This window comes from Rhodococcus sp. BP-160 (genome assembly GCF_019836205.1).
GTDB lineage: Bacteria > Actinomycetota > Actinomycetes > Mycobacteriales > Mycobacteriaceae > Rhodococcoides.
On record NZ_JABUEK010000003.1, the window covers coordinates 757841 to 778681 of the forward strand.

The 20841-nt window shown below is 69.1% G+C and carries 16 protein-coding genes and 1 pseudogene; 12 read left to right on the forward strand and 5 right to left on the reverse strand.

The features are described 5' to 3' along the window. Window positions 1–9 precede the first annotated feature (9 nt). The 3 genes from HQ306_RS15490 to HQ306_RS15500 are packed head-to-tail and all read left to right on the forward strand — an operon-like array spanning window position 10 to window position 2595. Window positions 10–837 carry an HAD family hydrolase gene (locus HQ306_RS15490; protein WP_222632684.1) on the forward strand — a complete coding sequence of 276 codons (828 nt, stop codon included), beginning with the start codon at window positions 10–12 and terminating at the stop codon, window positions 835–837. A gap of 38 nt (window positions 838–875) precedes the next feature. Then, window positions 876–2105 carry a TerD family protein gene (locus HQ306_RS15495; RefSeq protein ID WP_231476359.1) on the forward strand — a complete coding sequence of 410 codons (1230 nt, stop codon included), beginning with the start codon at window positions 876–878 and terminating at the stop codon, window positions 2103–2105. Window positions 2106–2127: 22 nt separating this feature from the next. After that, window positions 2128–2595, forward strand: coding sequence for a universal stress protein (locus tag HQ306_RS15500; RefSeq protein ID WP_027506008.1), 468 nt, complete (start codon window positions 2128–2130; stop codon window positions 2593–2595). Here the strand turns inward: HQ306_RS15500 and HQ306_RS15505 are convergent. The 3 genes from HQ306_RS15505 to HQ306_RS15515 all read right to left on the reverse strand — a co-directional run bounded on the left by HQ306_RS15505 (window position 2558) and on the right by HQ306_RS15515 (window position 7366). After that, on the reverse strand, window positions 2558–4075 hold the full coding sequence (locus HQ306_RS15505; protein ID WP_222632688.1) for a glycosyltransferase family 87 protein: 1518 nt from the start codon (window positions 4073–4075) through the stop codon (window positions 2558–2560). The genes HQ306_RS15500 and HQ306_RS15505 overlap by 38 nt on opposite strands. A 125-nt stretch (window positions 4076–4200) precedes the next feature. Next, window positions 4201–6291 (reverse strand): transglycosylase domain-containing protein, encoded by a 2091-nt coding sequence (locus HQ306_RS15510; protein WP_222632686.1) that lies wholly within the window; start codon window positions 6289–6291, stop codon window positions 4201–4203. 655 nt (window positions 6292–6946) lie between these two features. Continuing rightward, on the reverse strand, window positions 6947–7366 hold the full coding sequence (locus HQ306_RS15515) for a DUF5318 domain-containing protein (protein ID WP_056695695.1): 420 nt from the start codon (window positions 7364–7366) through the stop codon (window positions 6947–6949). A 138-nt stretch (window positions 7367–7504) separates the two neighbouring features. On the opposite strand from HQ306_RS15515, the gene HQ306_RS15520 reads away from it, so the two are divergent. From HQ306_RS15520 to HQ306_RS15535, 4 genes are all read left to right on the forward strand, one after another. Beyond that, window positions 7505–8302, forward strand: a complete 798-nt coding sequence (locus tag HQ306_RS15520) for a DUF1707 domain-containing protein (RefSeq protein ID WP_222632424.1) — start codon at window positions 7505–7507, stop codon at window positions 8300–8302. Window positions 8303–8311: 9 nt separating this feature from the next. Further along, the gene (locus HQ306_RS15525) at window positions 8312–9151 is read left to right on the forward strand and encodes a DUF1707 domain-containing protein (RefSeq protein WP_222632426.1); all 840 of its coding nucleotides are present in this window, start codon (window positions 8312–8314) and stop codon (window positions 9149–9151) included. A gap of 126 nt (window positions 9152–9277) precedes the next feature. Further along, entirely contained in the window at window positions 9278–9916 is a 639-nt protein-coding gene (locus tag HQ306_RS15530) for a PadR family transcriptional regulator (protein WP_027506004.1), read from the forward strand. Beyond that, window positions 9909–11000: an inositol-3-phosphate synthase gene (locus tag HQ306_RS15535; RefSeq protein WP_027506003.1), complete on the forward strand. Its 1092-nt coding sequence runs from the start codon at window positions 9909–9911 to the stop codon at window positions 10998–11000. The genes HQ306_RS15530 and HQ306_RS15535 overlap by 8 nt, the downstream gene beginning before the upstream one ends. Before the next feature lie 67 nt (window positions 11001–11067). On the opposite strand, the gene HQ306_RS15540 is transcribed toward HQ306_RS15535, so the two are convergent. Then, window positions 11068–11610: a hypothetical protein gene (locus HQ306_RS15540; protein WP_056440918.1), complete on the reverse strand. Its 543-nt coding sequence runs from the start codon at window positions 11608–11610 to the stop codon at window positions 11068–11070. A 134-nt stretch (window positions 11611–11744) separates the two neighbouring features. On the opposite strand from HQ306_RS15540, the gene HQ306_RS15545 reads away from it, so the two are divergent. The 4 genes from HQ306_RS15545 to HQ306_RS15560 all read left to right on the forward strand — a co-directional run bounded on the left by HQ306_RS15545 (window position 11745) and on the right by HQ306_RS15560 (window position 17458). Further along, on the forward strand, window positions 11745–15194 hold the full coding sequence (locus HQ306_RS15545) for a BREX system ATP-binding domain-containing protein (RefSeq protein ID WP_222632428.1): 3450 nt from the start codon (window positions 11745–11747) through the stop codon (window positions 15192–15194). Window positions 15195–15307: 113 nt separating this feature from the next. After that, entirely contained in the window at window positions 15308–16123 is an 816-nt protein-coding gene (locus HQ306_RS15550) for a DUF2786 domain-containing protein (protein WP_056440912.1), read from the forward strand. Continuing rightward, window positions 16120–16638, forward strand: a complete 519-nt coding sequence (locus tag HQ306_RS15555; RefSeq protein WP_222632430.1) for a TIGR04338 family metallohydrolase — start codon at window positions 16120–16122, stop codon at window positions 16636–16638. The genes HQ306_RS15550 and HQ306_RS15555 overlap by 4 nt, the downstream gene beginning before the upstream one ends. 52 nt (window positions 16639–16690) lie before the next feature. After that, on the forward strand, window positions 16691–17458 hold the full coding sequence (locus tag HQ306_RS15560) for an LLM class F420-dependent oxidoreductase (RefSeq protein WP_027505998.1): 768 nt from the start codon (window positions 16691–16693) through the stop codon (window positions 17456–17458). 3 nt (window positions 17459–17461) lie between these two features. On the opposite strand, the pseudogene HQ306_RS15565 reads toward HQ306_RS15560, so the two are convergent. Further along, window positions 17462–18825 (reverse strand): annotated as a pseudogene (locus HQ306_RS15565) (ammonium transporter). Between the two features lie 190 nt (window positions 18826–19015). Between HQ306_RS15565 and HQ306_RS15570 the strand changes: the two are divergent. Continuing rightward, complete coding sequence (locus HQ306_RS15570) at window positions 19016–20839, forward strand: ABC transporter substrate-binding protein/permease (protein WP_222632432.1); 1824 nt, start codon at window positions 19016–19018, stop codon at window positions 20837–20839. Window positions 20840–20841 lie beyond the last annotated feature (2 nt).

The following is a 20841-nucleotide window of genomic DNA, read 5'->3' on the forward strand; positions in this document are numbered from 1 at the left end:
GACCGCACGATGATCTACAGCGCCGCCGCCTTGGCGGAGGGTCGCACGGACGGACACGACGACGACGTGCGCTGCGTCGAGTACTACGAGGGTGCGCCGCTGTCGTACATGACCGCACGCGCCGCGGACCTGCTCACCAGCCTCGCGTCCGAGGTGGTGGTGGTGCCGACCACGACGCGCACCGTCGAGCAGTTCCGACGCATCGCCCTGCCGGGAGCACCCTGGCGGCACGCGATCACGACCAACGGGGCCACCATCCTCGTCGACGGTGAGCCGGATCTCGACTGGCGCCGCGCCGTCGAGGACGCCGTCGCCGGATCCGCGGTGCCGCTCGCGGAGGTGACCGCGGAGATGACACGGCGGGGCGACGACTCGTGGGTGCTCACGCAGCGGACGGCGGACGATCTGTTCTGCTACCTCGTCGTGAACGTGGAGACGATGCCCGAGGATTTCGTCGACGAGTTCGCACACTGGTGCACCGAGCGCGGCTGGGGCGTGTCCCGGCAGGGCCGCAAGGTCTATGCGATGCCCGACGCGGTGTGCAAGTCGCATGCCGTCGCCGAGGTGCGCCGACGGTGCGTGAACGCGGGAACTCTGGAGGCCGACGCCCCGGTGCTCGCCGCCGGGGACGGCGCCCTCGACGCGGAGATGCTTCGTGCCGCGACCGCCGCCATCCGTCCGCGGCACGGTGAACTGGAACTGCTGCAGTGGGACGCCCCCGGGCTCGTGGTCACCGAACGGTCCGGCGGTGCTGCGAGCGAGGAGATCCTGCACTGGTTCCGGGCAACGGCCGGCACGTCGGGCTCCGCCGCTGCCCCGCCGACACACGTAGGCTGAATTCGGACGTACCCGACCACCCCGGAAGAGGACGAGACGTGGCTGCACAGCCGTTGACCAAGGGACAGAATGCTCCTCTGTCCACCGCCACCGTTCGCATCGGTCTCGAGCTGACCGCACCGGCGGACATCTCCGCCCTGCTCGTCACCGACAGCGGCAAGGTTCGCTCCGACGCCGACTTCGTCTTCTTCAACCAGCCCTCCGGCCCCGGTGTGCAGCTGGTTCCGGGCCAGGGTGGGCCGCAGGAAGTCGCCGTGACCCTCGCCGCGGTCCCGGCCGACATCACGCAGATCCGAGTCGTCGTCACGCTCGACGACTCGTCGAGCAGCTTCGGACGCGTCTCCGCGCCCACCGCCCACGTGATCGACGGCGGCACCGGTGCGACGCTCTACTCGTACACCGTGGACGGCCTCACGACGGAGTCCATCGTCATCGCGCTCGAGCTGTACCGGCGCGGCGACGGCTGGAAGGTCCGTGCCGTGGGCCAGGGTTACGCGGGCGGGTTCGCCGCTCTCGTCGGTGACCACGGGGTCTCGGTGGACGACGCTCCCGCAGCGGCGCCTGCGCCTGCTGCACCCACACCTCCGCCTGCCGCTCCCACACCTCCGCCGGCCCCCACGCCGCCGCCCGCGGCACCTCCGGCACCTTCTGCGCCCGCGGCCCCCGCCGAGGTGAGCCTGACGAAGGCTCGGCCCGTCAGCCTCACCAAGGGTCAGAAGGTGACGCTGAAGAAGGACGGTGGCGTCGCACTGACCACCATCCGCATGGGCCTCGGTTGGGACCCCATCAAGAAGGCCGGCTTCTTCGGAGGCGGGCGCAGCGCGGACGTCGATCTCGACGCCTCGGCGCTGATGTTCTCCGGCGACAAGCACGCCGACGTCGTCTACTTCGGCCAGCTGCGGTCGAAGGACGGGTCGATCGTCCACCAGGGCGACAACCTCACCGGCGAGGGCGAGGGCGACGACGAGGTGATCACGGTGGACCTGACGCGGGTGCCCGCCCATGTGAGCTCGATCGTCTTCATCGTGACCTCGTACCGCGGGCAGACGTTCGAGCAGGTGGCGAACGCCTTCACCCGCCTGGTCGACAACACGATCAACACCGAGCTGGCACGCTTCACGCTGCAGGGCGGCATGCCGTTCACCGGGCTGGTCATGGCCAAGGTGTACCGAGCCGGGAGCGAGTGGAAGCTGCAGGCGATCGGCGACGGCATCAACGCCAAGCACGCGGGCGAAGCGTTGCCGCAGCTCCGTCCGTACCTCTCCTGACGAGGAGTCGTAGGCTCGGGTCGTGACCTCGTCGAACGATCCCTCCGTCTTCGAGTACGGAGTGGACGGCCCCAAGCTGATCGTCGTGGGCCTCGACGGCTCCGACTCCTCCTGGCGGGCGGCCGCCTACGCCGCCGGACTGGCGCGCCGGCAGCACTCCAAGCTCGTGCTGGTCTACGTGCAGACGCTGGCGGCCGGCGCCTTCGCGCAGGCGAGCGGCGTGGTCTACGACTCGGGGAGCCAGGTGGCGGACCAGCTGCTCACCGAGATCCGCGACCACGTGGTGCGTTTCGGCGAGCACCAGCACGTGAACTGGGAGTTCCGGACGTTCCGCGGCGACCCGGCGATGGGACTCGCCGCCGTCGGCGACGAACTGCGTGCCGACGCGATCGTCGTGGGCACGTCAGAGTCTGCCGGGCACCGCATCTTCGGCTCCGTCGCCGTCCGACTGGTCAAGCTGGGTCGGTGGCCGGTGACCGTGGTGCCCTAGGCGGTGGCGCCGCATCCGCGATCGGAACCTCGACGGGCCGCGGACGCACCATCGCCGGCACCCACGACGGGTACGCGTCGGGTGCTCCGTCGAGCACACCACCGGCCGGATCGTCGTCGCCGCTGCGACGCACCAGATCGTCCACCGGCCGGTAGATCTGCCGCACCACCAGGACACACAATCCGACGACGGCGAGATCGCGCACCAGGACGGTCGCCGTGAAGTACTGCTCGGGCAGACCCTTGTCGGCCACGCCCAGGTAGTACATCATCCGCGGAACCCAGACGAGTGCGTCGATGGTCATCCACGCCAACAGGATTCGCCGGTGCGGCAGAGCCAGGACCGCGAGCGGCACCAGCCACAAGGAGTACTGCGGACTCCACACCTTGTTCGTCAGCAGGAAACCGGCGACCACGAGGAAACACAGCTGCATCAGGCGAGGACGCCGCGGAGCCGTCAGCGCCACCCAGCCGATGGCGAGGCACACGACCACGAAGAGCAGCGCCGTCACGAGATTGAGGATCACCGGCTTCTCGCCGGGACCGAGCGGGCCGTCGAATCCGGCCCAGCCGGTGAACGACCGGGCCACGTTGTAGAGCGAGTCCGGATCGGCGCCGCGGTCGGAGTTCAGTCGGAAGAACTCCGACCAGCCACGCGGAAACAGCAGTGCGATGGGCAGATTGACCAGAACCCACGCCGAGAGCGCCGCCGCCGTGGTCCGCGACCAGTCCCTGATGTTCCCCGTGCGGATGCACAGCACGAGGAGCGGACCGAGCAGGAACAGCGGGTAGAGCTTCGTCGCGCCCCCGATGCCGAGCAGGACTCCGGCCAGCACCGGCCTACGTCGCGCCCACGCCAGCAACCCACCGGAGGCGAATGCCGTTGCGAGTGCGTCGAAGTTGGTGAAGACGTGCACGATCACCAGAGGAGAACACGCGGCCAGCGCGGCGTCCCACACCCGACGTCCCGCCAACATCGTGGTCGCCCAGATCGTCACGAGCCAGGCGAGGGCGGAGCCGAACGCCACCACGTTGAAATACAGCGCGACCGTGAGCGCCTGCGGCAACCACGGGACCGCAGACCACGCGTGGGCCACCTGCATCGACACGTACTGGTACAGCCCCGCCACCACCGGATACTCCATGTACCGGGTGATCGTGGAACCGTCGGAACCCGTTTCCTCCCACGACTTCTTGTACGGGAACGCGCCCTGATCGAGGCGCTCCGCGCCGTAGAGGGGGACCACGTCGGAGTAACACATCGCGACGTACTGACGGCTCCCGCTCCAGTCGAGTCCCAGCTCGCCGCCGGGGCCGTTCGGGGCCTGCTGGATGCACGCGGCCTTCCCGAACCAACCCAGCGCGAGAAACACGACAGTGAACGCGAAGATCACGCGCAGTGGCGTGATGTGGCGCTGCCGCCCCACCAATGCGTGCTTGCCCACGGGGCCGCCGACCACCGTCGACAACTCCGCGACCATGGGGTCGGTCAGACTCGGCCGATCGCGCCGACGAGCGGAGCGTCGATCCGTCGCCAACTCACCCGGACTCGCCAACAACTCGTCGGACGAATGGTCCCGACCGGCCTCCGGCCTGCCCGTCACCCCTAGCCGCCGGGCGGCGTGGCCGGCTCCGGAGCCGCCCCGTCGTCGGGCGGTGTGACGGCGGAAGGTTCCGCCGGCGCCGGGGCCAGACCGGGAACCGGAATGGTGATGCCCGGCAGGATCTCGACCTGCGACGGGACGACGACCGGCGGAGCGACGGGCTCCGGCGTCGTGGGCTCCGGCGCTGCGGAAGAGGATGTGGGCGGCGCCGCGGTCCGTGTCGGCGCGGGTGCCGAGTACTGCGGCACACCGGCCTGGCCGGCGATCGCACCCGGTGCGGGGAACGACTCGACGGGCGAGCCCTCGAGGGACGCGTCGAGCGTGTCCTTCCAGATGTCCGACGGAAGTCCGGAGCCGTAGATGGGTCCGCCGTAGCTGTTCTCCAGCGGGAGGCCCTGCTCGGTACCGACCCAGACGGCCGTCGCCAGAGACGGCGTGTACCCGACCATCCAGGCGTCCTTGTTCTCGCCGGTGTCACCGAGCTGCGCGGTGCCGGTCTTCGCGGCGGAGGCGCGTCCCTCGGCCAGATTGTGGCCGTTCGAGTAGCCCGCGATGGGACGCATGGCCGCCGTGACGTTGTCCGCGACGGCGGGGTCGACCCGCTGCTCGCCGGGGTCCGCTCCACGATCGAGCAACACGGTGCCGTCGGCCGTCACGACCTTCTGCACGAAGTGCGGTGCGTGGTAGGTACCCGATGCGGCGAGCGTCGCGTACGCGCTGGCCATGTCGATGACACGGGACTGGTACTGCCCGAGCACGATGCCGTTGTTGGGGCCGGCGCCGTTCGGCTCGGTCAGGGTCTCGCCGATGCCCTCGACCTCGGTCGGGATACCGAGGCGGTGCGCCATGTCGGCCACTGCCTGCGGGCCGCCGTCGAGGCTGAGCTGCAACCGGTAGAAGCTCGTGTTGAGCGACCGCTTGAGAGCCTCGGCAATGGTGCAGGTGCCGCAGGACTCGCCCTCGACGTTGCCGATGGAGATGCCGTTGACCGTCAGCGGCGAGCTGTCGTACATCTGCGACAGCGGGATGCCCTGATCCAGAGCCGCCGCCAGGCCGAAGACCTTGAACGACGAACCGGTCTGCAGGCCGGACTGCGCGAAGTCGAAGCCGCGGCCGTCGACACCGCCGTAGTACGAGCGCACCGCACCGCTGCGGGGGTCGATCGACACCGACGCCGTGCGCAGCTCGGACGGTTCGCCCTCCATGTTGGAGTTCACGGCGTCGATGGCGGCCTGCTGATCCTGCGGATCGATCGTCGTGGTGATCTGCAGTCCGGCGGTGTTCAGGTCCTGCTCACTGATGCCCGACGCGGTGAGCTCCTTGAGCACCTGGTTCTTGATCAGTCCGTTCGGGCCGGCGTCGGCGGCGTCGCCGCTGTCCACCGAGGCGAGCGGTCGCCACTGCGGGTACTGCATCGCCTGACGCTGGGTCTGATCGAGCGCACCCATCGTGACCATGCCGTCGAGGACGTAGTTCCAGCGGCTCTGCGCACCCGTCGGGTTGTTCTCCGGATCGAGTCCGGAGGGCTGCTGGATGGTGGCCGCGAGCACGGCACCCTCCTCGACGCTCAACTGCTCGACGGGCTTGTCGAAGTACGCCTTCGACGCCGCCGCGATGCCGTACGCGCCGCGGCCGAAGTAGATGGTGTTGAGGTACGCGGCGAGGATGTCGTCCTTGGTCCACTGACGCGCCATCTTCGAGGAGATGACCAGCTCGCGCATCTTGCGGGTGAGCGTCCGCTCGGACCCCACGAGCGCGTTCTTCACGTACTGCTGCGTGATGGTGGATCCACCACCGGCGCTGTCGCGCCCGAGCACGTTGTCGCGAGCGGCGCGTGCGAAGCCGGTGACCGAGAATCCGGGGTTGGAGTAGAAGTCGCGATCCTCGGCCGACAACACCGCGTTGCGGACGTGCTCGGGGATCTGTCCGATCTCGACGTCGGTGCGGTTGCCCTCGGGAGGGACCACCGTGCCGAGGACGGACGTTCCGTCCGACGCGAGGACGGTGGCGACCTGGTTGGTCTTGATGTCACCGGGCCGCGGAACGTCCTCGACGACGTACGCGACCATGAACACCAGGACCGGAACGACCATGCCCAGCGCGATCAAGCCGTACAGCGTGCGCCGCAGGACCTTCCACTTCGACTTCTTCTTCGTCTTCGTGGCAGTACCTCCTGATGGCGGTTCGGTGGGTCCTCCACCGAACCGGTCCCGGTCACCGTCGGCGTCGCCACGCGAGTGGGACGTCACGGGCCGGGAGGGTGGAACGTCGGTCGCCCGTGGATCGTCCGAGTACGGGCGCGGCTGCGAGAACGCCTGCGACCGCGGCGGGGGCGCGGTCGGGGGAATCTGGGTGGTGTCCGGTCCACGATCGTCGTAGGACGGCGGACCGTAGGCCGGGCGCCGCGGGTGATCGGCCGGCGGCCAGCTCGGCGGGGGACCACCGGGGCCGTCCCGGCGAGGCGCACGCGGTGGGGGTGGGCCCGACGGCCGCTGCTGGGGATCGCGGACCGGCTCGTGGCTCGGGCGCCCGTGACGCGGTGGTTCCCCGGGCCCGTCGGGTCGACCGTGGCGGCCGGACGGACGCCCGCGATCGTCACCGGAACTGTCGTAGGGGGAACTCACTCACGTACTCCACTGTCAGGACGCACGTGTGACCAGGTGGCGACGGTCACGTGTGCGTCGGGCTCGTTCGACTCGGTTGCGCGGGGGACCACCGACGGACGGTACCGCCGACGACCTGCGTCCGTCACTCACTGGCCGTGCGTCGGCGGGAGGCGGAGCGTGTGCGGGGGCTCTTGGGCGCCGGAACGGCACCCAGGACGTACGACTGCACGAGGTGGTTCCAACTGCAGGTTCGGCAGACCTCGACGACGTGCACGGAGAACTCCTCCTGCGTGCCGGCGAGGCGGGTGAGCTCGTCCGCGGTCCGGGCCGAGCCGTTCATCGTCCCGAGCTTCTCTCCGAACACCCAGGAGACCAGCGTGAGCTGCTCCTTCCGGCAGATGGGGCACGCCACGGTGGACGGCCGACCGTGGAACTTCGCCGCTCGGAGGAGGTAGGGATCGGCGTCGCAGACCTGGGCCATCGCCGTTCGTCCGGAGTAGACCTCGGCGAGCAGCGACTTGCGCTGCAACGCGTAGTCCACCACCTGCCGCTGTGATCTCACGGTGACCAGAGTACGTGCGCCGTCGAGGTGGGGTGGTGCTCGACCCCGTCCCGTGCGCTGGAGCGGAGCCGTGGAGCCGGAGCACTTGAGGGACCCGGTCCACGGGCCTACCATCTGGCGATGCCGACGGTCCGATCTGTGGGTGTCAGAGCGCGTGACCAGGACAGAGTGCACGCGTGCGCCGCGCTGGACCGTGCGCTCGCGGACGGCCAGATCAACGCCGAGGAGCACGCCACCCGTATCGCCCTCGCCACCGATGCACGTGCGCTCGAGGACCTCCACGATCTGATCGGCGATCTGCAGGGCGAGTCCGATTTGGCTCCGATGGCGTCGCCCGGGACGGCAGCCGCGGGGCTCTCCCGTCGGGGTCGGCCGAGCGTGCTGAGCGCGGTGATCCGGTGGGCTGTTCTCCTGGTCGTCGCCGCACTCCTGTTCTTCGGTGTCCGCGCCTGTGCGTCCGACGACAGCGCGACCGGCACCTACGGCTCGGCCGGCTATCTCGAACCGTGCGCGATGGACGACATCGTGGCGTCGACGGGCATGCTGCTGGGAACCACCGTCGTCGACGAGCTGATGTTCTACTCCGAGTACGCGCTGCTGAGGGCGCCGAGTCCCGACGATCCGGGCCGGGAGAGGCGTTATCAGTACCGCGACGGCGAGTGGAGACAGTCGGACGACGCGGACAGGGACCGTGAGACGGCGACCGTCGACCTCGCCGACCTGGGCCCCGGCGTGCTCGGCGGGTTGGTTCTGGGCGCCGGCGCGAGCCTGAACATCGCCGAGATCGACTCGCTGTACCTGTTCGTCCGTGACACCGGCGCCGGCCCCGCGATCAGCCTGCACGCGAGCAACGAGGCCGCGAACGAGGACGGATACCTCGAGGCGTCCCTGTCGGGCGACTTCCTCAGCGTCACCCCGTTCGATCCGACCGAGTAGGAGACGACGATGGCGACCGGACAGGATCGACGACTGCGTGCCCGTGACATCGATCGCGCCGTGGTCGCGACCGCTCTCGACACCGCGTACGCGGACGGGCAGCTGACGTTCGACGAGCACCGGTCACGGGTGGCGGCGGCGAGAACGGCGACGACACTGGGCGATCTCCACGCGTTGGCCGCCGATCTGCAGGCGGCCGTACCGCTGCCCGAGGCGGTACGGCCCGCACCCGGACCGTCCCGGCGCCCGGTGATCGTGGGTCTGCTCGTGGTGGTCCTCGTCCTCGGAGTCGCCGTCGTCTTGGCGGTCCGCGGATCCGATGCACCGTCGTCGCCGAGCGTCGCGGCTCCGTCGTCGTCCGTCGGCCCGGGAGCGACGGCCGCGGGCACCGCGACGCCGATCGTCGCGCGACCCTTCGTGTTCGACACCCCGGAGGGCCTGGCCGACTTCCGCGACCGGTGGATCACACGATTCGGCGACCCCGAGGTCACCGAGTTGGTGCTGTACCCGTCGGACGATCGCGCCTCTCTGACGCGCCTCGCCGAGAGCGACCGCGTGCGCGACGTGTCGGTCCGCGGCGGCTTCGAGGAGTCCACCGCCACGAGCCCGAGGGAGACGGACGAGCTGCCCTTCGACCTCACCGCGCTCGACGTCGCGGCACTGGCGGGCCTGATGGCGGGGTCCGCGTCGTTCGTCGAGGTACCGGACGCGTCGGTCACCCACGTGATCGTGCGCAACGAGGGAGTGCCGGAGGTACTGGTCTACGCCGCGGATGCGGACGGCCGCGGTGGATACCTGCAGGCCACCCTGGCCGGTGAGGTCACGCGGGTCAGCCCCCACCGTCCCTGACGGGGCCCGTGTTCATGTTCTCGACAGTTACATGTACCCCCATATATCGGCCCGATACATGTGGCGGTTATAGTGAGCGAGCGTCATCTCGACGCGGACTCGGGTCGGAACAGGAAGGGACCGCACATGCTCGAACTGGCGATCCTCGGCCTGCTCCTGGAGACACCCATGCACGGTTACGAGCTTCGTAAGCGACTCACCGGACTTCTCGGTGCCTTCCGGGCCTTCTCGTACGGTTCGCTCTACCCCACCTTGCGTCGTATGCAGGCGGACGGGCTCATCGTCGAGAACCCCGGAGTCCAAGGCGCCGTCAAGCGTCGGGCACGTCGTGTCTACGAACTCACGCCGGCCGGCCGAGCTCGGTTCACCGAGCTGGTCGCGGACACGGGTCCGCAGAACTACACAGATGATGGATTCGGCGTACACCTGGCCTTTTTCGGGCGCACCCCCGCTGAGGCGCGGATGCGGATACTCGAAGGTCGGCGTCGCCAGGTCGAGGAGCGCCGTGAGGGGCTCCGCGACGCCATCGGCCGAGCAAGTGGGTCGTTGGACAGGTACACGCGCGGATTGCATCAGCTCGGCCTCGAGTCGAGCGAGCGCGAAGTGCGGTGGCTCAACGAATTGATCGCTGCCGAGGCAATGGCGATCACTTCGGAGAGTCCACCGCCCGCACCCACGACCGACACCTCGGCCGTGGCACACCCGGAGAGCACGTCGGCTCCGGCCACCCGATACGGAAAAGAAGGAGAACCCGACCATGAGTGACAACAGCACTGCGGTGCGCGTGGCCATTGTGGGCGTGGGTAACTGCGCGTCGTCCCTGGTTCAGGGCGTGCAGTACTACAAGGACGCCGACGAGAACACCACCGTTCCCGGCCTCATGCACGTGAAGTTCGGCAAGTACCACGTCCGCGACGTCGAGTTCGTCGCCGCGTTCGACGTGGACGCCAAGAAGGTCGGCTTCGATCTGTCCGAAGCCATCTTCAACAGCGAAAACAACACCATCAAGATCGCCGACGTGCCCCCGAGCGACGTCAGCGTCCAGCGCGGCCCGACACTCGACGGCATCGGCAAGTACTACTCGGAGACCATCGAGATCTCCGACGCGGAGCCGGTCGACGTGGCGCAGGCACTGCGTGACGCGAAGGTCGACGTGCTCGTCTCCTACCTGCCCGTCGGATCCGAAGAAGCCGACAAGTTCTACGCGCAGGCCTGCATCGACGCGAAAGTCGCGTTCGTCAACGCGCTGCCCGTCTTCATCGCGTCCGATCCGGTCTGGGCCAAGAAGTTCACCGACGCCGGTGTGCCCATCGTCGGCGACGACATCAAGAGCCAGGTCGGTGCCACCATCACCCACCGCGTCATGGCCAAGCTGTTCGAGGATCGCGGCGTCCAGCTCGATCGCACGATGCAGCTGAACGTCGGCGGCAACATGGACTTCCTCAACATGCTCGAGCGCACGCGCCTCGAGTCGAAGAAGATCTCGAAGACGCAAGCCGTCACGTCCAACCTGCAGCGTGAGTTCAATGCGAAGGACGTGCACATCGGCCCGTCCGATCACGTCGGCTGGCTCGACGACCGCAAGTGGGCCTACGTCCGCCTCGAGGGTCGCGCGTTCGGTGACGTCCCGCTGAACCTCGAGTACAAGCTCGAGGTCTGGGACTCCCCGAACTCCGCCGGCGTCATCATCGATGCCGTGCGCGCCGCGAAGATCGCTCAGGACCGCGGAATCGGTGGACCTGTCGTGCCCGCGTCCGCGTACCTGATGAAGAGCCCGCCGAAGCAGCTCGCCGACGACATCGCTCGTCAGCAGCTCGAGGCGTTCATCATCGGCTCCGACGAGCAGTAGCCACTCGCGAACGTCCCGACGGGGTCGTCACGGTCGATCACTCGGCCGCGGCGACCCCGTCGACGTCTCACCGGTCGAGCGGGCCGTCGGGGACGCCGAGCAGGTACGACGTGGTGCCGCGGACACCGTCGGACACGAACACCTGGAACGTCTGATCGCAGGTCTCGGTACCGAAGCGGACGACGGCGAGTCGATGATGCGCACCCGTCACGCGCGGCCCCCGCGGAGGAGACGATTCCGTGAGCGGTCGGCGACGTGCGGACGCCGCCGCGTCGTGCTCGTACGTCACGACGGTGCCCTCGGTGGTGACCACGCCGACGGCCGTGATCGGTTCCGTCGCACTCGTGGACAACACCGGCGTGATCACGATCTCCCCCACCTCGTGGTCGCCGTCGGTGACGACGATGGTGAAGCGATCGGAGCCGAAGGACGACGGGTCGTCCTCCCACCGGTCCACGGACGCCGTACGCGAGTAGGTGAACATCCCGTCGGACGCGACGTCCGCAGTACCGCAGGACGGGCCGGAACCCAGTCGGTGGCTCCGCTGTGGGCACAGGGGAGAGGCGACGGACCCCGCCAGCAGACAGGCCGTGACGGAGGTTCGAGGCATGGGGTCGCTCCTGAGGGTCGTGCGCCGGCCGGGTCGGCCGGATTCTCCTGTACTCACCGTGCCCGACGCGTGCACAAGAAGTGCAAAAGTGCCTGCGTGCGGCGCGAATACGCACAGCTGACTAGACTTGTCAGGTGACGAGTGACTCACCCGCTTCCGTCCGACTCGTCGGTGCCGTCACCGTCGAGCGTGGCTCTCGGGTGGTCGATCCCCGCATCATCGGTGGGCCGCGCTGCGTCGAACTGCTGTCGTATCTGACGCTCAATCGCCATCGAGAGGTCTCGCACGACGAGTTGGCGGACCTGCTCTGGCCCGAGAAGCGGCCTCGCACCTGGAATTCTGTGCTGCGTGGGGTGATCTCGAAGGTGCGGGACGTTCTCGACGCCGCGGACATCGCGGGTACGTCGATCGTGTCCCGTACCGGCATGGTGCGTCTGACTCTTCCGCCGGACACCACGGTCGATCTCGAGGAGATCCGGGACGCGTGCCGGCGCACGGAGGGATCACCCGCGGACCGCGCCCGCGATGCCCGGACGGCGTTGCGTCTGCTCGCCGAACCCGTGCTCGTCGGAGCCCACGGCGCGTGGGCGGACGACGTCCGGCGAGAGTTCGACGACCTGCGGCTCACGGCCCTCGAAGCGGACGCCACCGCGTCGATGGATCTCGGTGCGTTCGAGAATGCCGTGTCCTCCGCGGAGTCCCTGCTGGCAGCCGACCCCCTGCGCGAGAGCGCGTACCGCATCGCCATGCGTGGATACGTGGCACTGGGCGACCGCGGACAGGCTCTCGGGGCGGCGGCGCGATGCCGAGCGGTGCTGGCGGACCGGCTCGGGGTGAGCCCCTCACGCGAGACCCAGTCGCTGTACCTGGAGTTGTTGGAGGACGACACCGAGACCACCCCACCGCAGCGCGAGGAGCCACCGGTGGGATCCGCCTTCGTCGGACGCGATGTCGAGATGAGCCGCATCGTCGAGGACCTCGAGGCGGCCGCTGCCGGTCATGGACGGTTTCTCCTGGTCTCGGGTCCGCCGGGGGCAGGAAAGACGTCACTCGCCCGCGCCGTGATGCAGCGTGCCCGCGCCGCCGGGACGGACGTCGTGTCGGGTCGCTGCAGCGAACACTCCACCATCCCGTACGAACCGTTCGTGGAGGCGGTCACCCGCGACCTCGACTCGCGCGGCGTCATCGGAGCGCGTCAGTGGCTGCGGACCAACGGCGCCGACATCCTCGGCATCATCCCCGGGGCCGCACGTCGATTCGGGGACCTCATCCCCCCGCACGTGGACGACGACCGCACAGGGGCGTCCGACGCGGTGCAGCGGTGGCTCGTCGGGCCCGCTCGACAGGCCCCGACCCTGCTCGTGATCGACGACCTGCAGTGGGCCTCCGGCACGACGGCCGCCCTGGTCCGCCATCTCGCGCGGTCGACGCAGAACGACCGACTCTGCATCCTCGCCACCGTGCGGGACGAGAACCTCGTGTCCCCGGAACTCCAGGCGACCCTCGACGTCACCCGGTTGTCGGCGGGGTTCCGCGAGATCACCCTGGGCGGACTGTCTCTGGCCGCGGTGCACGACCTCCTCCGCGAGCAGAACTCGACCCTCGACCCCGAGGCCATCGTGGCACGGACGGGTGGCTCCGCCCTGCTGGTCGCAGCCGTCATCGCGGCACACGAGCGCGAACCCGGCGGCTCGCTCCCCTTCACGGTCACGGACGCGGTGCGTCTCGCGAGTCGCGAACTCAGCTGTGACGCAGTCACTCTGCTCGAACTGTGCGCGGTGACCGGGGTGACGGTCTCGCGCCCGCTGCTGCGGGCCGCCTCGACGATCCCGTCCGATCTCCGTTTCGCCGAGACCCTCGACGAACTGCTGGCCGTGAACTTCCTGGTCGCCGGCGACACCGACGACGAGCTGGTGATGAGACACGCTCTCGTGCAGTCGACTCTGTACGACGCGATACCCGGGGCGCGGCGAGCGCAGATGCACTCCGACGTGGCTCGGGCCCTGGTCGATGTCGGTGCCGACACCACCGCCGACGAACTCGCGCGCATCGCGTACCACTTCGGCAGGGCGCTGGACTCCGACCGCTCCGAGGCCGCGCTCTACGCGCGGCGTGCCGGCGACGCCGCCTACGCGGTGTCCGCGTACGAGGACGCGGTGGTGGGGTACCGGACCGCCCTTCGGAAGATGGTGCCGCACGGCGACTCCCGAGAGCGGTGCCGACTGCTGATCGACCTCGGCCGGGCGCAGCGTAAGTGCATCGACCGGTCCTACCGGGCCACTCTCTTCGACGCGATCGCCATGGCGCGGAGACTGGGCGACGTCGACCTACAGGTCGACGCGACGCTGGCGGACACGATCAGTGGTGCGGGCCTGTTCCAGATGTTCGACCCGTTGCCGGAACGACTCGACAGCCTGCACGACGCACTGCACGTCCTCGAGGACTCCGGCCGCTCGAACAGCGCCGCCACGGCCAAGGTCCTGGTACTGCTGGCCATGGAGCTGAGCTGGACCGATGACTGGAAGGAACGCCGAGACCTTCTCGAACAGGCTGTGACGCTGGCGCATTCGGTGGGAGACCGCAGTGCCCTCGAGTCGGCGCTGCGCGCGATGCTGTGGTGCCTCCTGGTGCCCCAGTGCTGGGATCTGCGCCAAGAGGCGATGACGCGCCTCGTCGAGCTGGAGTCGACATCGTCTCGGCGGCATCGCGATCCGTCCGCCGCCACCATCCTGGCCAGGACCCAGCAGGCGTTCGGCGACCTCGGCGGCGCCGACTCGACACTCGCGGCGGTGACCCGGGCCGATCTCGCGGGCGACCCCGAGATGACCTGGGCCATGGTGTGTTCCAAGTTCGGCGTGGACGTGTCGGCAGGACGACTGGTGCGCGCGGAGACCGTGCTGGCACGGATCTGCGAGACGCCCGACGCCGCGCTCGGCAGCCACACCTACGGCCGCGAACACACGTCGATCCTCACCCTCCGGACGATGCGCGGAGATCTCCGGCACTTCGCGGATCGGCGCGACGAGATGGCCACGATGTTCGACCTGATCCCCGCGTTCCGCCCGGTCGTGGCGTCCTCGCTCGCCGACGTCGGACGCATGGACGAGGCGCGCGAGCTGATGGACTGGTACGACGAGCAACGGCTCGCGGCGATCGCCCCGGACATGCTCTGGCTGATGTCGATGACCTTCATCGCCCGTGCCGGTGCCACGGTGGGCAACACACTGGTGTGCACCGACGTGTACGAACGGTTGCTGCCCTACGCGGAGCAGACCGTGTCGGTCGCCCCGAGCGTCTTCGGCGTGGTGCACCACCACCTGGCCGACGCGTCCCTGGCCACCGGTCACGTCGAGCGAGCGGGTCGCCATCTGCACGCCGCGCGGCGCCTGCACGTCGCCCGCGGCTTCGAGGGATGGAGCGCGGAGGACGCGTATCTCGGTCTCCGCATCGAGCACGCCCGCACCGGACGGCTCGCGGCCCGCGCTCTGGCGTCGGCCCGCACCCGTGCGGACGTCATCGGAGCCTCGGCGGTCCGGCGGCGCATCGACGCCGTCGCGGCCTTGGTGGAGAACTCCGAGCGCTGACTGCTACTCGCGGACGCGGCCGTCCGCAAGACCCTGCGAGCGCCTGTGGACGGCCGTCCCCGGGGACGCTCGGTGGGCCCGGCTCACGGCTGGTCCGGGCGTACTCTCGGCCCGTGAGTTCAGACAGGATGGTGGCCCGCATCGGTGGGCTTCTGCGTCAGGCCGAGTCCACGGACAATCCCCACGAGGCCGAGGCGTTCATGGAGGCCGCGCAGCGTCTCGCGACCGCCGCCTCGGTCGATCTGGCCGTGGCACGCTCGCACACCGCCTCGCGCGAGAAGCGGGCGACGCCGGTGCAGCGCGTCGTCCACATCGGGGAGCACGGCAAGAAGGGCCTGCGCACCTACGTCCTGCTGTTCGTGGCCATCGCCCGCGCGAACGACGTGCAGTGCGACGTGGCGCAGTCGTCGACGCAGGTCTTCGCGTACGGGTTCGAGAGCGACATCGACACGTGCGAGGCCCTGTACGCGAGCCTGCTCGTGCAGATGGTGCGCGCGAGCGACACGTACATCTCGTCGGGTGCGTACCGGGACGCCACCGTGGACCGTGAGGTCACCGTCGTCCGAGGACGCCGGCGCTATCGCACGGTCGAGCGGGCGCCGCTCGCCGGCGTCACTGCCAGGATCGAGTTCCAGACCGCGTTCGCGCACCGGGTCGGCGAGCGCCTGGCCGCCGTCAAGAAGGAGGCCGAGGCCGAGGCGGTCGCCACGGAAGCTCCCGAGGCCGGCACCGCACTGGTGTTGCGTGACAAGGAGATCGAGCTGCGCGACTTCTACCGGTCCGCTTCCACCGCCCGGGGTACCTGGCGCGGCAGCTCGGGTCGCTCGTACTCGTCGGAGGCTCGGCGAGCCGGAGACCACGCCGGTCGACGTGCACGCCTGGGCAATCAGAGCGAGATCGGCGGCCCCCGAGGACAACTCGAACGGTGACCCGCGACAGCCAGCGCTCCCGCGTCTACGACGCCGAGCATCAGGTCCGCACCATGTTCGACCGCGCGGACGAACGGGGCCTGCGCACCGTCGAGCTCCTCGGGTCCACGGTCACCCTGCCGATCGAGCGGCGCTTCGCCTCGCTCGACTCGGTCCAGACCTACGTCGACGGCGTCACCGCTCTGGACTGGGTGCGCAGCGAGTGGCCCCGCGCGGCCGTCCCGGTACGGGTCCGGGCCCGCTCGGGCGCGGGCGCCGCGCACTACGAGGTCGACACCGCCACCATCGCTGTTCCACTCCACGTACGGGGACGCGCCTGGGCCCTGCGCGAGATGGTGGTGCTGCACGAGATCGCGCACCATCTCGAACCCGGCGATCCGGACGACCACCGCGAACCGGCCCACGGCGGCGCGTTCGTCGATCGCTATCTCACCCTGGTCTCGGAGATCATCGGCGCCGAGGCAGGTTTCGTCCTCCGCGCGACGATGCACGCGTGTGGAGTGCGCATCGGTTGACAGGCCGGGCACCATGGAAGCGACAGCCAGCGCACTCACCGAAGGATCACACATGTCCGTTCGCATCGGAGTTCAGCTTCAGCCCCAACACGCCCCCGATTACGGCCTCATCCGCGACGCGGTGTTGCGGTCCGAGGACGCCGGCGTGGACATCGTCTTCAACTGGGATCATTTCTACCCGTTGTACGGCGACCTCGACGGCGCCCACTTCGAGTGCTGGACGATGCTGGGCGCCTGGGCCGAGCAGACCTCGAACGTCGAGATCGGCGCGCTCGTCACCGGCGGCGGCTACCGCAATCCCGACCTGCTGGCCGACATGGCGCGCACCGTGGACCACATCAGTGGAGGACGGCTGATCCTGGGCATCGGCGCCGGGTGGAACCAGAAGGACTACGACAACTTCGGCTACGACTTCGGCACCGCCGGCTCACGCCTGGCACTGCTCGACGAGAGTCTCGCCCGTATCACCTCGCGTCTCGCCGTCGGCAATCCGGCGCCCACTCGCCACATCCCGATTCTCATCGGCGGTGGCGGTGAGAAGAAGACGCTCAAGATGGTCGCCCGCTACGCCGACGTCTGGCACAGCTTCGCCGACCTGGACGCGCTGAAGCACAAGTCCGAGGTCCTGGCCGGACACGGTGAGACCGTCGGCCGCGACGTGTCGCAGATCGAGCGATCGGTGGCGTGGCCGGGCGCGGACGACGCGCAGGCCTTCGTCGACGCCGGAGCCACCCTCTTCACCGTCGGCGTCAACGGCCCCGACTACGACCTCACCGAGCTGACCGGTGCGATCTCCTGGGCGCGGTCCCACCAGGGCTGACGGTCAGCCGGACTGTTTTCCGAACAGGCCCGAGCTGCCGTGTCCGCCGTGCGAGGAGGCGAACTCGTACGCGGACTCGGCATGCTCGTGCTCGTCGATGCCGTCCGTCTCGTGCTGCGGATCCGCTCTGATCCCGATGGTCAGCTTCAGCACCGTGGCGATGGCCGCGGTGACCAGGAACGCATAGGCGAGAACGACGACGACGGCGACGGCCTGTCGACCGAGTTGCGTGACGCCACCGCCGTAGAACAGGCCGTCGACACCGGGCGGCATGTCGCTGCTCGCGAGGAGGCCGATCATCAGCGTGCCGACGATGCCACCCACCAGGTGCACTCCGACCACGTCGAGCGAGTCGTCGTACCGGAAGCGGTACTTGAGGCCGATCGCCAGGGCGCAGGCGACACCGGCGGCAGCGCCGACGCCCAGAGCGCCGATCGGGGTGACGGCCGTGCACGACGGCGTGATGGCCACCAGACCGGCGACGACACCCGACGCCGCGCCGAAGGATGTGGCCTTCCCGTCGCGGATCTTCTCGACCACCAGCCACGCCACCATCGACATCGCGCCCGCGCCCATCGTGTTGACCAACGCGACCGCGGCGACGCCGTCCGCCGCGAGCGACGATCCGGCGTTGAAGCCGAACCAGCCGAACCACAGCAGCCCGGCACCCACCATGACGGCGGGCAGGTTGTGCGGCCGCATCGCCTCGCGGGGCCACCCACGACGCTTGCCGACGACCAGGGCGAGCGCCAGTCCGGCCGCGCCGGCATTGATCTCCACCGCGGTGCCCCCGGCGAAGTCGATGGCCTTCAGCTGGTTGGCGATCCAGCCCCGGTCTCCGCGGTGACACCGTCGAACGCGAACACCCAGTGAGCGACGGGGAAGTAGACGAGTGTCGCCCAGAGGCCGGCGAAGATCACCCACGGCATGAAACGCATCCGGTCGGCGACGGCGCCGGACACGAGCGCCACGGTGACCATCGCGAAGCCTGCCTGGAAGGCCACGAAGGCGAGCGCCGGAACGGTTCCCACCAGCGGGATCTCGACCGCGCCGCCCCCGGCTCCGAAGCTGCCGCCGATCAACGAGGTGAGGCCGGCGAACTGCGTCGGGTCCCCGATCCACCCACCGACGCTGTCGTCGCCGAACACCATCGAGTATCCGAACAGGACCCACAGCACCCACACGACCCCGATGGCCGAGAGGCTCATCATCATCATGTTCAGCACGCTCTTCACGCGCACCATGCCGCCGTAGAAGAACGCGAGCCCCGGAGTCATCAACAGCACCATCGCGGCACTGGCCAGAACCCACGCCGTGTTGCCGGCATCCGGAGCGCCCGTCAGCGGGTACTCGAGACTGGAGTACATACGAACACCTTCTGTCCCCCGGCGCACACCCTCCAGGCGTCCTGGATAGTCGGTGACGTGCGCCCCGACGGAGACTAGACCCCTGGTCGGAGCGGTCTCCACGGCGATCACCGGCAACAGATCACTGAGCACAACCATTGCGCGTTCGACGTTTCGGTGATCCCGGCACGTGAGCCCTAGTGTTCATCCCATGCTTGCGCACCGCGTGGGACGGAAACTCATCGTCCTCGTCTCCACACTTCTCCTCGCCGTCCTCCTCGCGTCCTGCGGCACCTCGGACGGCGGCTCGTCGGACGGCTCCTCGTCCGCTGCCGCGGCACCGACCGAACTGTGCTCACCTCCCGGTGTGGACAGCGCGTCGTCCACGCCGACCAACTTCGACGCCGCGGCCGCCGCCGCGACCGAGGATCGGTACACGACGCCGTCGGTCACGCCGCTCGATCGCATCGACACCTCGCAGCTCGGACTGATCACGCCCGGCCAGCTCACCGTCGGCACGCTCTCCGACGCGCCGCCGAGCATCTGCGTCGACGGCTCCGGCACCTACACCGGCTACGACAACGAGCTGCTGAAGGCCGTCGCCGCGAAGCTCGGCCTGCAGATCAACTTCTCGGGCACCGAGTTCTCGGGTCTGCTCGCGCAGGTCGCCGGCCGACGCTTCGACGTCGGGTCGTCGTCCATCACCACCACGGACGAGCGGCGCAACACGGTCGGCTTCACCAACGGCTACGATTTCGGCTACTTCTCCCTGGTCGCGAAGGCCGGCGGACCGATCACCGCCTTCGAGAACCTGGGGCCGGACACCCGTATCGGCGTCGTGCAGGGAACGGTGCAGGACGACTACGTCGTCAACACCCTGGGCCTGGACCCGGTGAAGTTCCCCGACTACAACACCGCGTACGCAAATCTCCGCACCGGACAGATCGACGCCTGGGTCGCACCGTCGCAGCAGGCCGAGGGCCTGGTGAAGCCGGAGGACGGCACCGCGATCACGCAGAACACGTTCAGCCTCAACAACTTCGTCGGGTGGGCCGTCGCGCGGGACAACCAGCCGCTGATCGACGCGTTGAACTCCGGCCTCGACGCGATCATCGAGGACGGGACCTGGGCCCAGCTGTACTCCGACTGGGTGCCGCGCGAACTCCCGGAAGGATTCAAGCCCGGTAGCAAGGCAGCGCCGCAGCCCGAGCTTCCCGACTTCGCGGCCATCGCCGCCGAGAACGACGCGAATGCCCCGGCCGCGCAGGCCGTCGCACCGAAGTCGACGTTCGAGCAGCTCGGCGACACGTTCTTCGACTGGAACCTCTACAAGCAGGCGCTGCCGGACCTGCTGAAGACCGGCCTGCCGAACACGCTGATCCTCGCGCTGGCATCGGGCATCATCGGCACGGTTCTCGGCATGCTTCTCGCACTGGCGGGCCTGTCCCGCACCCGCTGGCTGCGCTGGCCGGCACGCGTCTACACCGACATCTTCCGCGGACTGCCCGCCGTCGTGATCATCCTCGTCATCGGTCTCGGCATCGGACCGGTGGTCAGCGGCATCACCGGCAACAACCCGTACTGGCTCGGTGCGGTGGCGTTGTCGCTGCTCGCGGCCGCGTACATCGGCGAGATCTTCCGATCCGGCATCCAGAGCGTCGAGAAGGGGCAGATCGAGGCAGCGCGTGCTCTCGGGTTCAGCTACCGACGCTCGATGCGCCTGGTCGTGGTGCCGCAGGGTGTCCGGCGCGTGCTTCCCGCACTCGTCAACCAGTTCATCTCGCTGATCAAGGACTCGTCGCTGATCTACTTCCTGGGTCTGCTGGCGACGCAGCGCGAACTGTTCGCCGTCGGCCGAGACCTCAACGCGCAGACCGGAAACCTGTCACCCCTGGTGGCGGCCGGACTCGTCTATCTCGCGATGACCGTCCCGCTGACCCACCTGGTCAACTACATCGACAAGCGTCTGCGCGTCGGCAAGGCCGAGCAGACACTCGACCCGGTCGAGCAGGCCATCGTCGTGGAAAGAGGCTGACA

Bases quoted from the DNA above. Each gene is read 5' to 3' on its own strand.
- HQ306_RS15490 (WP_222632684.1), top strand. From the start codon at position 10: ATGATCTACAGCGCCGCCGCCTTGGCGGAGGGTCGCACGGACGGACAC.
- HQ306_RS15505 (WP_222632688.1), bottom strand. From the start codon at position 4,075: ATGGTCGCGGAGTTGTCGACGGTGGTCGGCGGCCCCGTGGGCAAGCAC.
- HQ306_RS15510 (WP_222632686.1), bottom strand. From the start codon at position 6,291: ATGGTCGTTCCGGTCCTGGTGTTCATGGTCGCGTACGTCGTCGAGGAC.
- HQ306_RS15525 (WP_222632426.1), top strand. From the start codon at position 8,312: ATGGCGACCGGACAGGATCGACGACTGCGTGCCCGTGACATCGATCGC.
- HQ306_RS15530 (WP_027506004.1), top strand. From the start codon at position 9,278: ATGCTCGAACTGGCGATCCTCGGCCTGCTCCTGGAGACACCCATGCAC.
- HQ306_RS15535 (WP_027506003.1), top strand. From the start codon at position 9,909: ATGAGTGACAACAGCACTGCGGTGCGCGTGGCCATTGTGGGCGTGGGT.
- HQ306_RS15540 (WP_056440918.1), bottom strand. From the start codon at position 11,610: ATGCCTCGAACCTCCGTCACGGCCTGTCTGCTGGCGGGGTCCGTCGCC.
- HQ306_RS15560 (WP_027505998.1), top strand. From the start codon at position 16,691: ATGTCCGTTCGCATCGGAGTTCAGCTTCAGCCCCAACACGCCCCCGAT.
- HQ306_RS15570 (WP_222632432.1), top strand. From the start codon at position 19,016: ATGCTTGCGCACCGCGTGGGACGGAAACTCATCGTCCTCGTCTCCACA.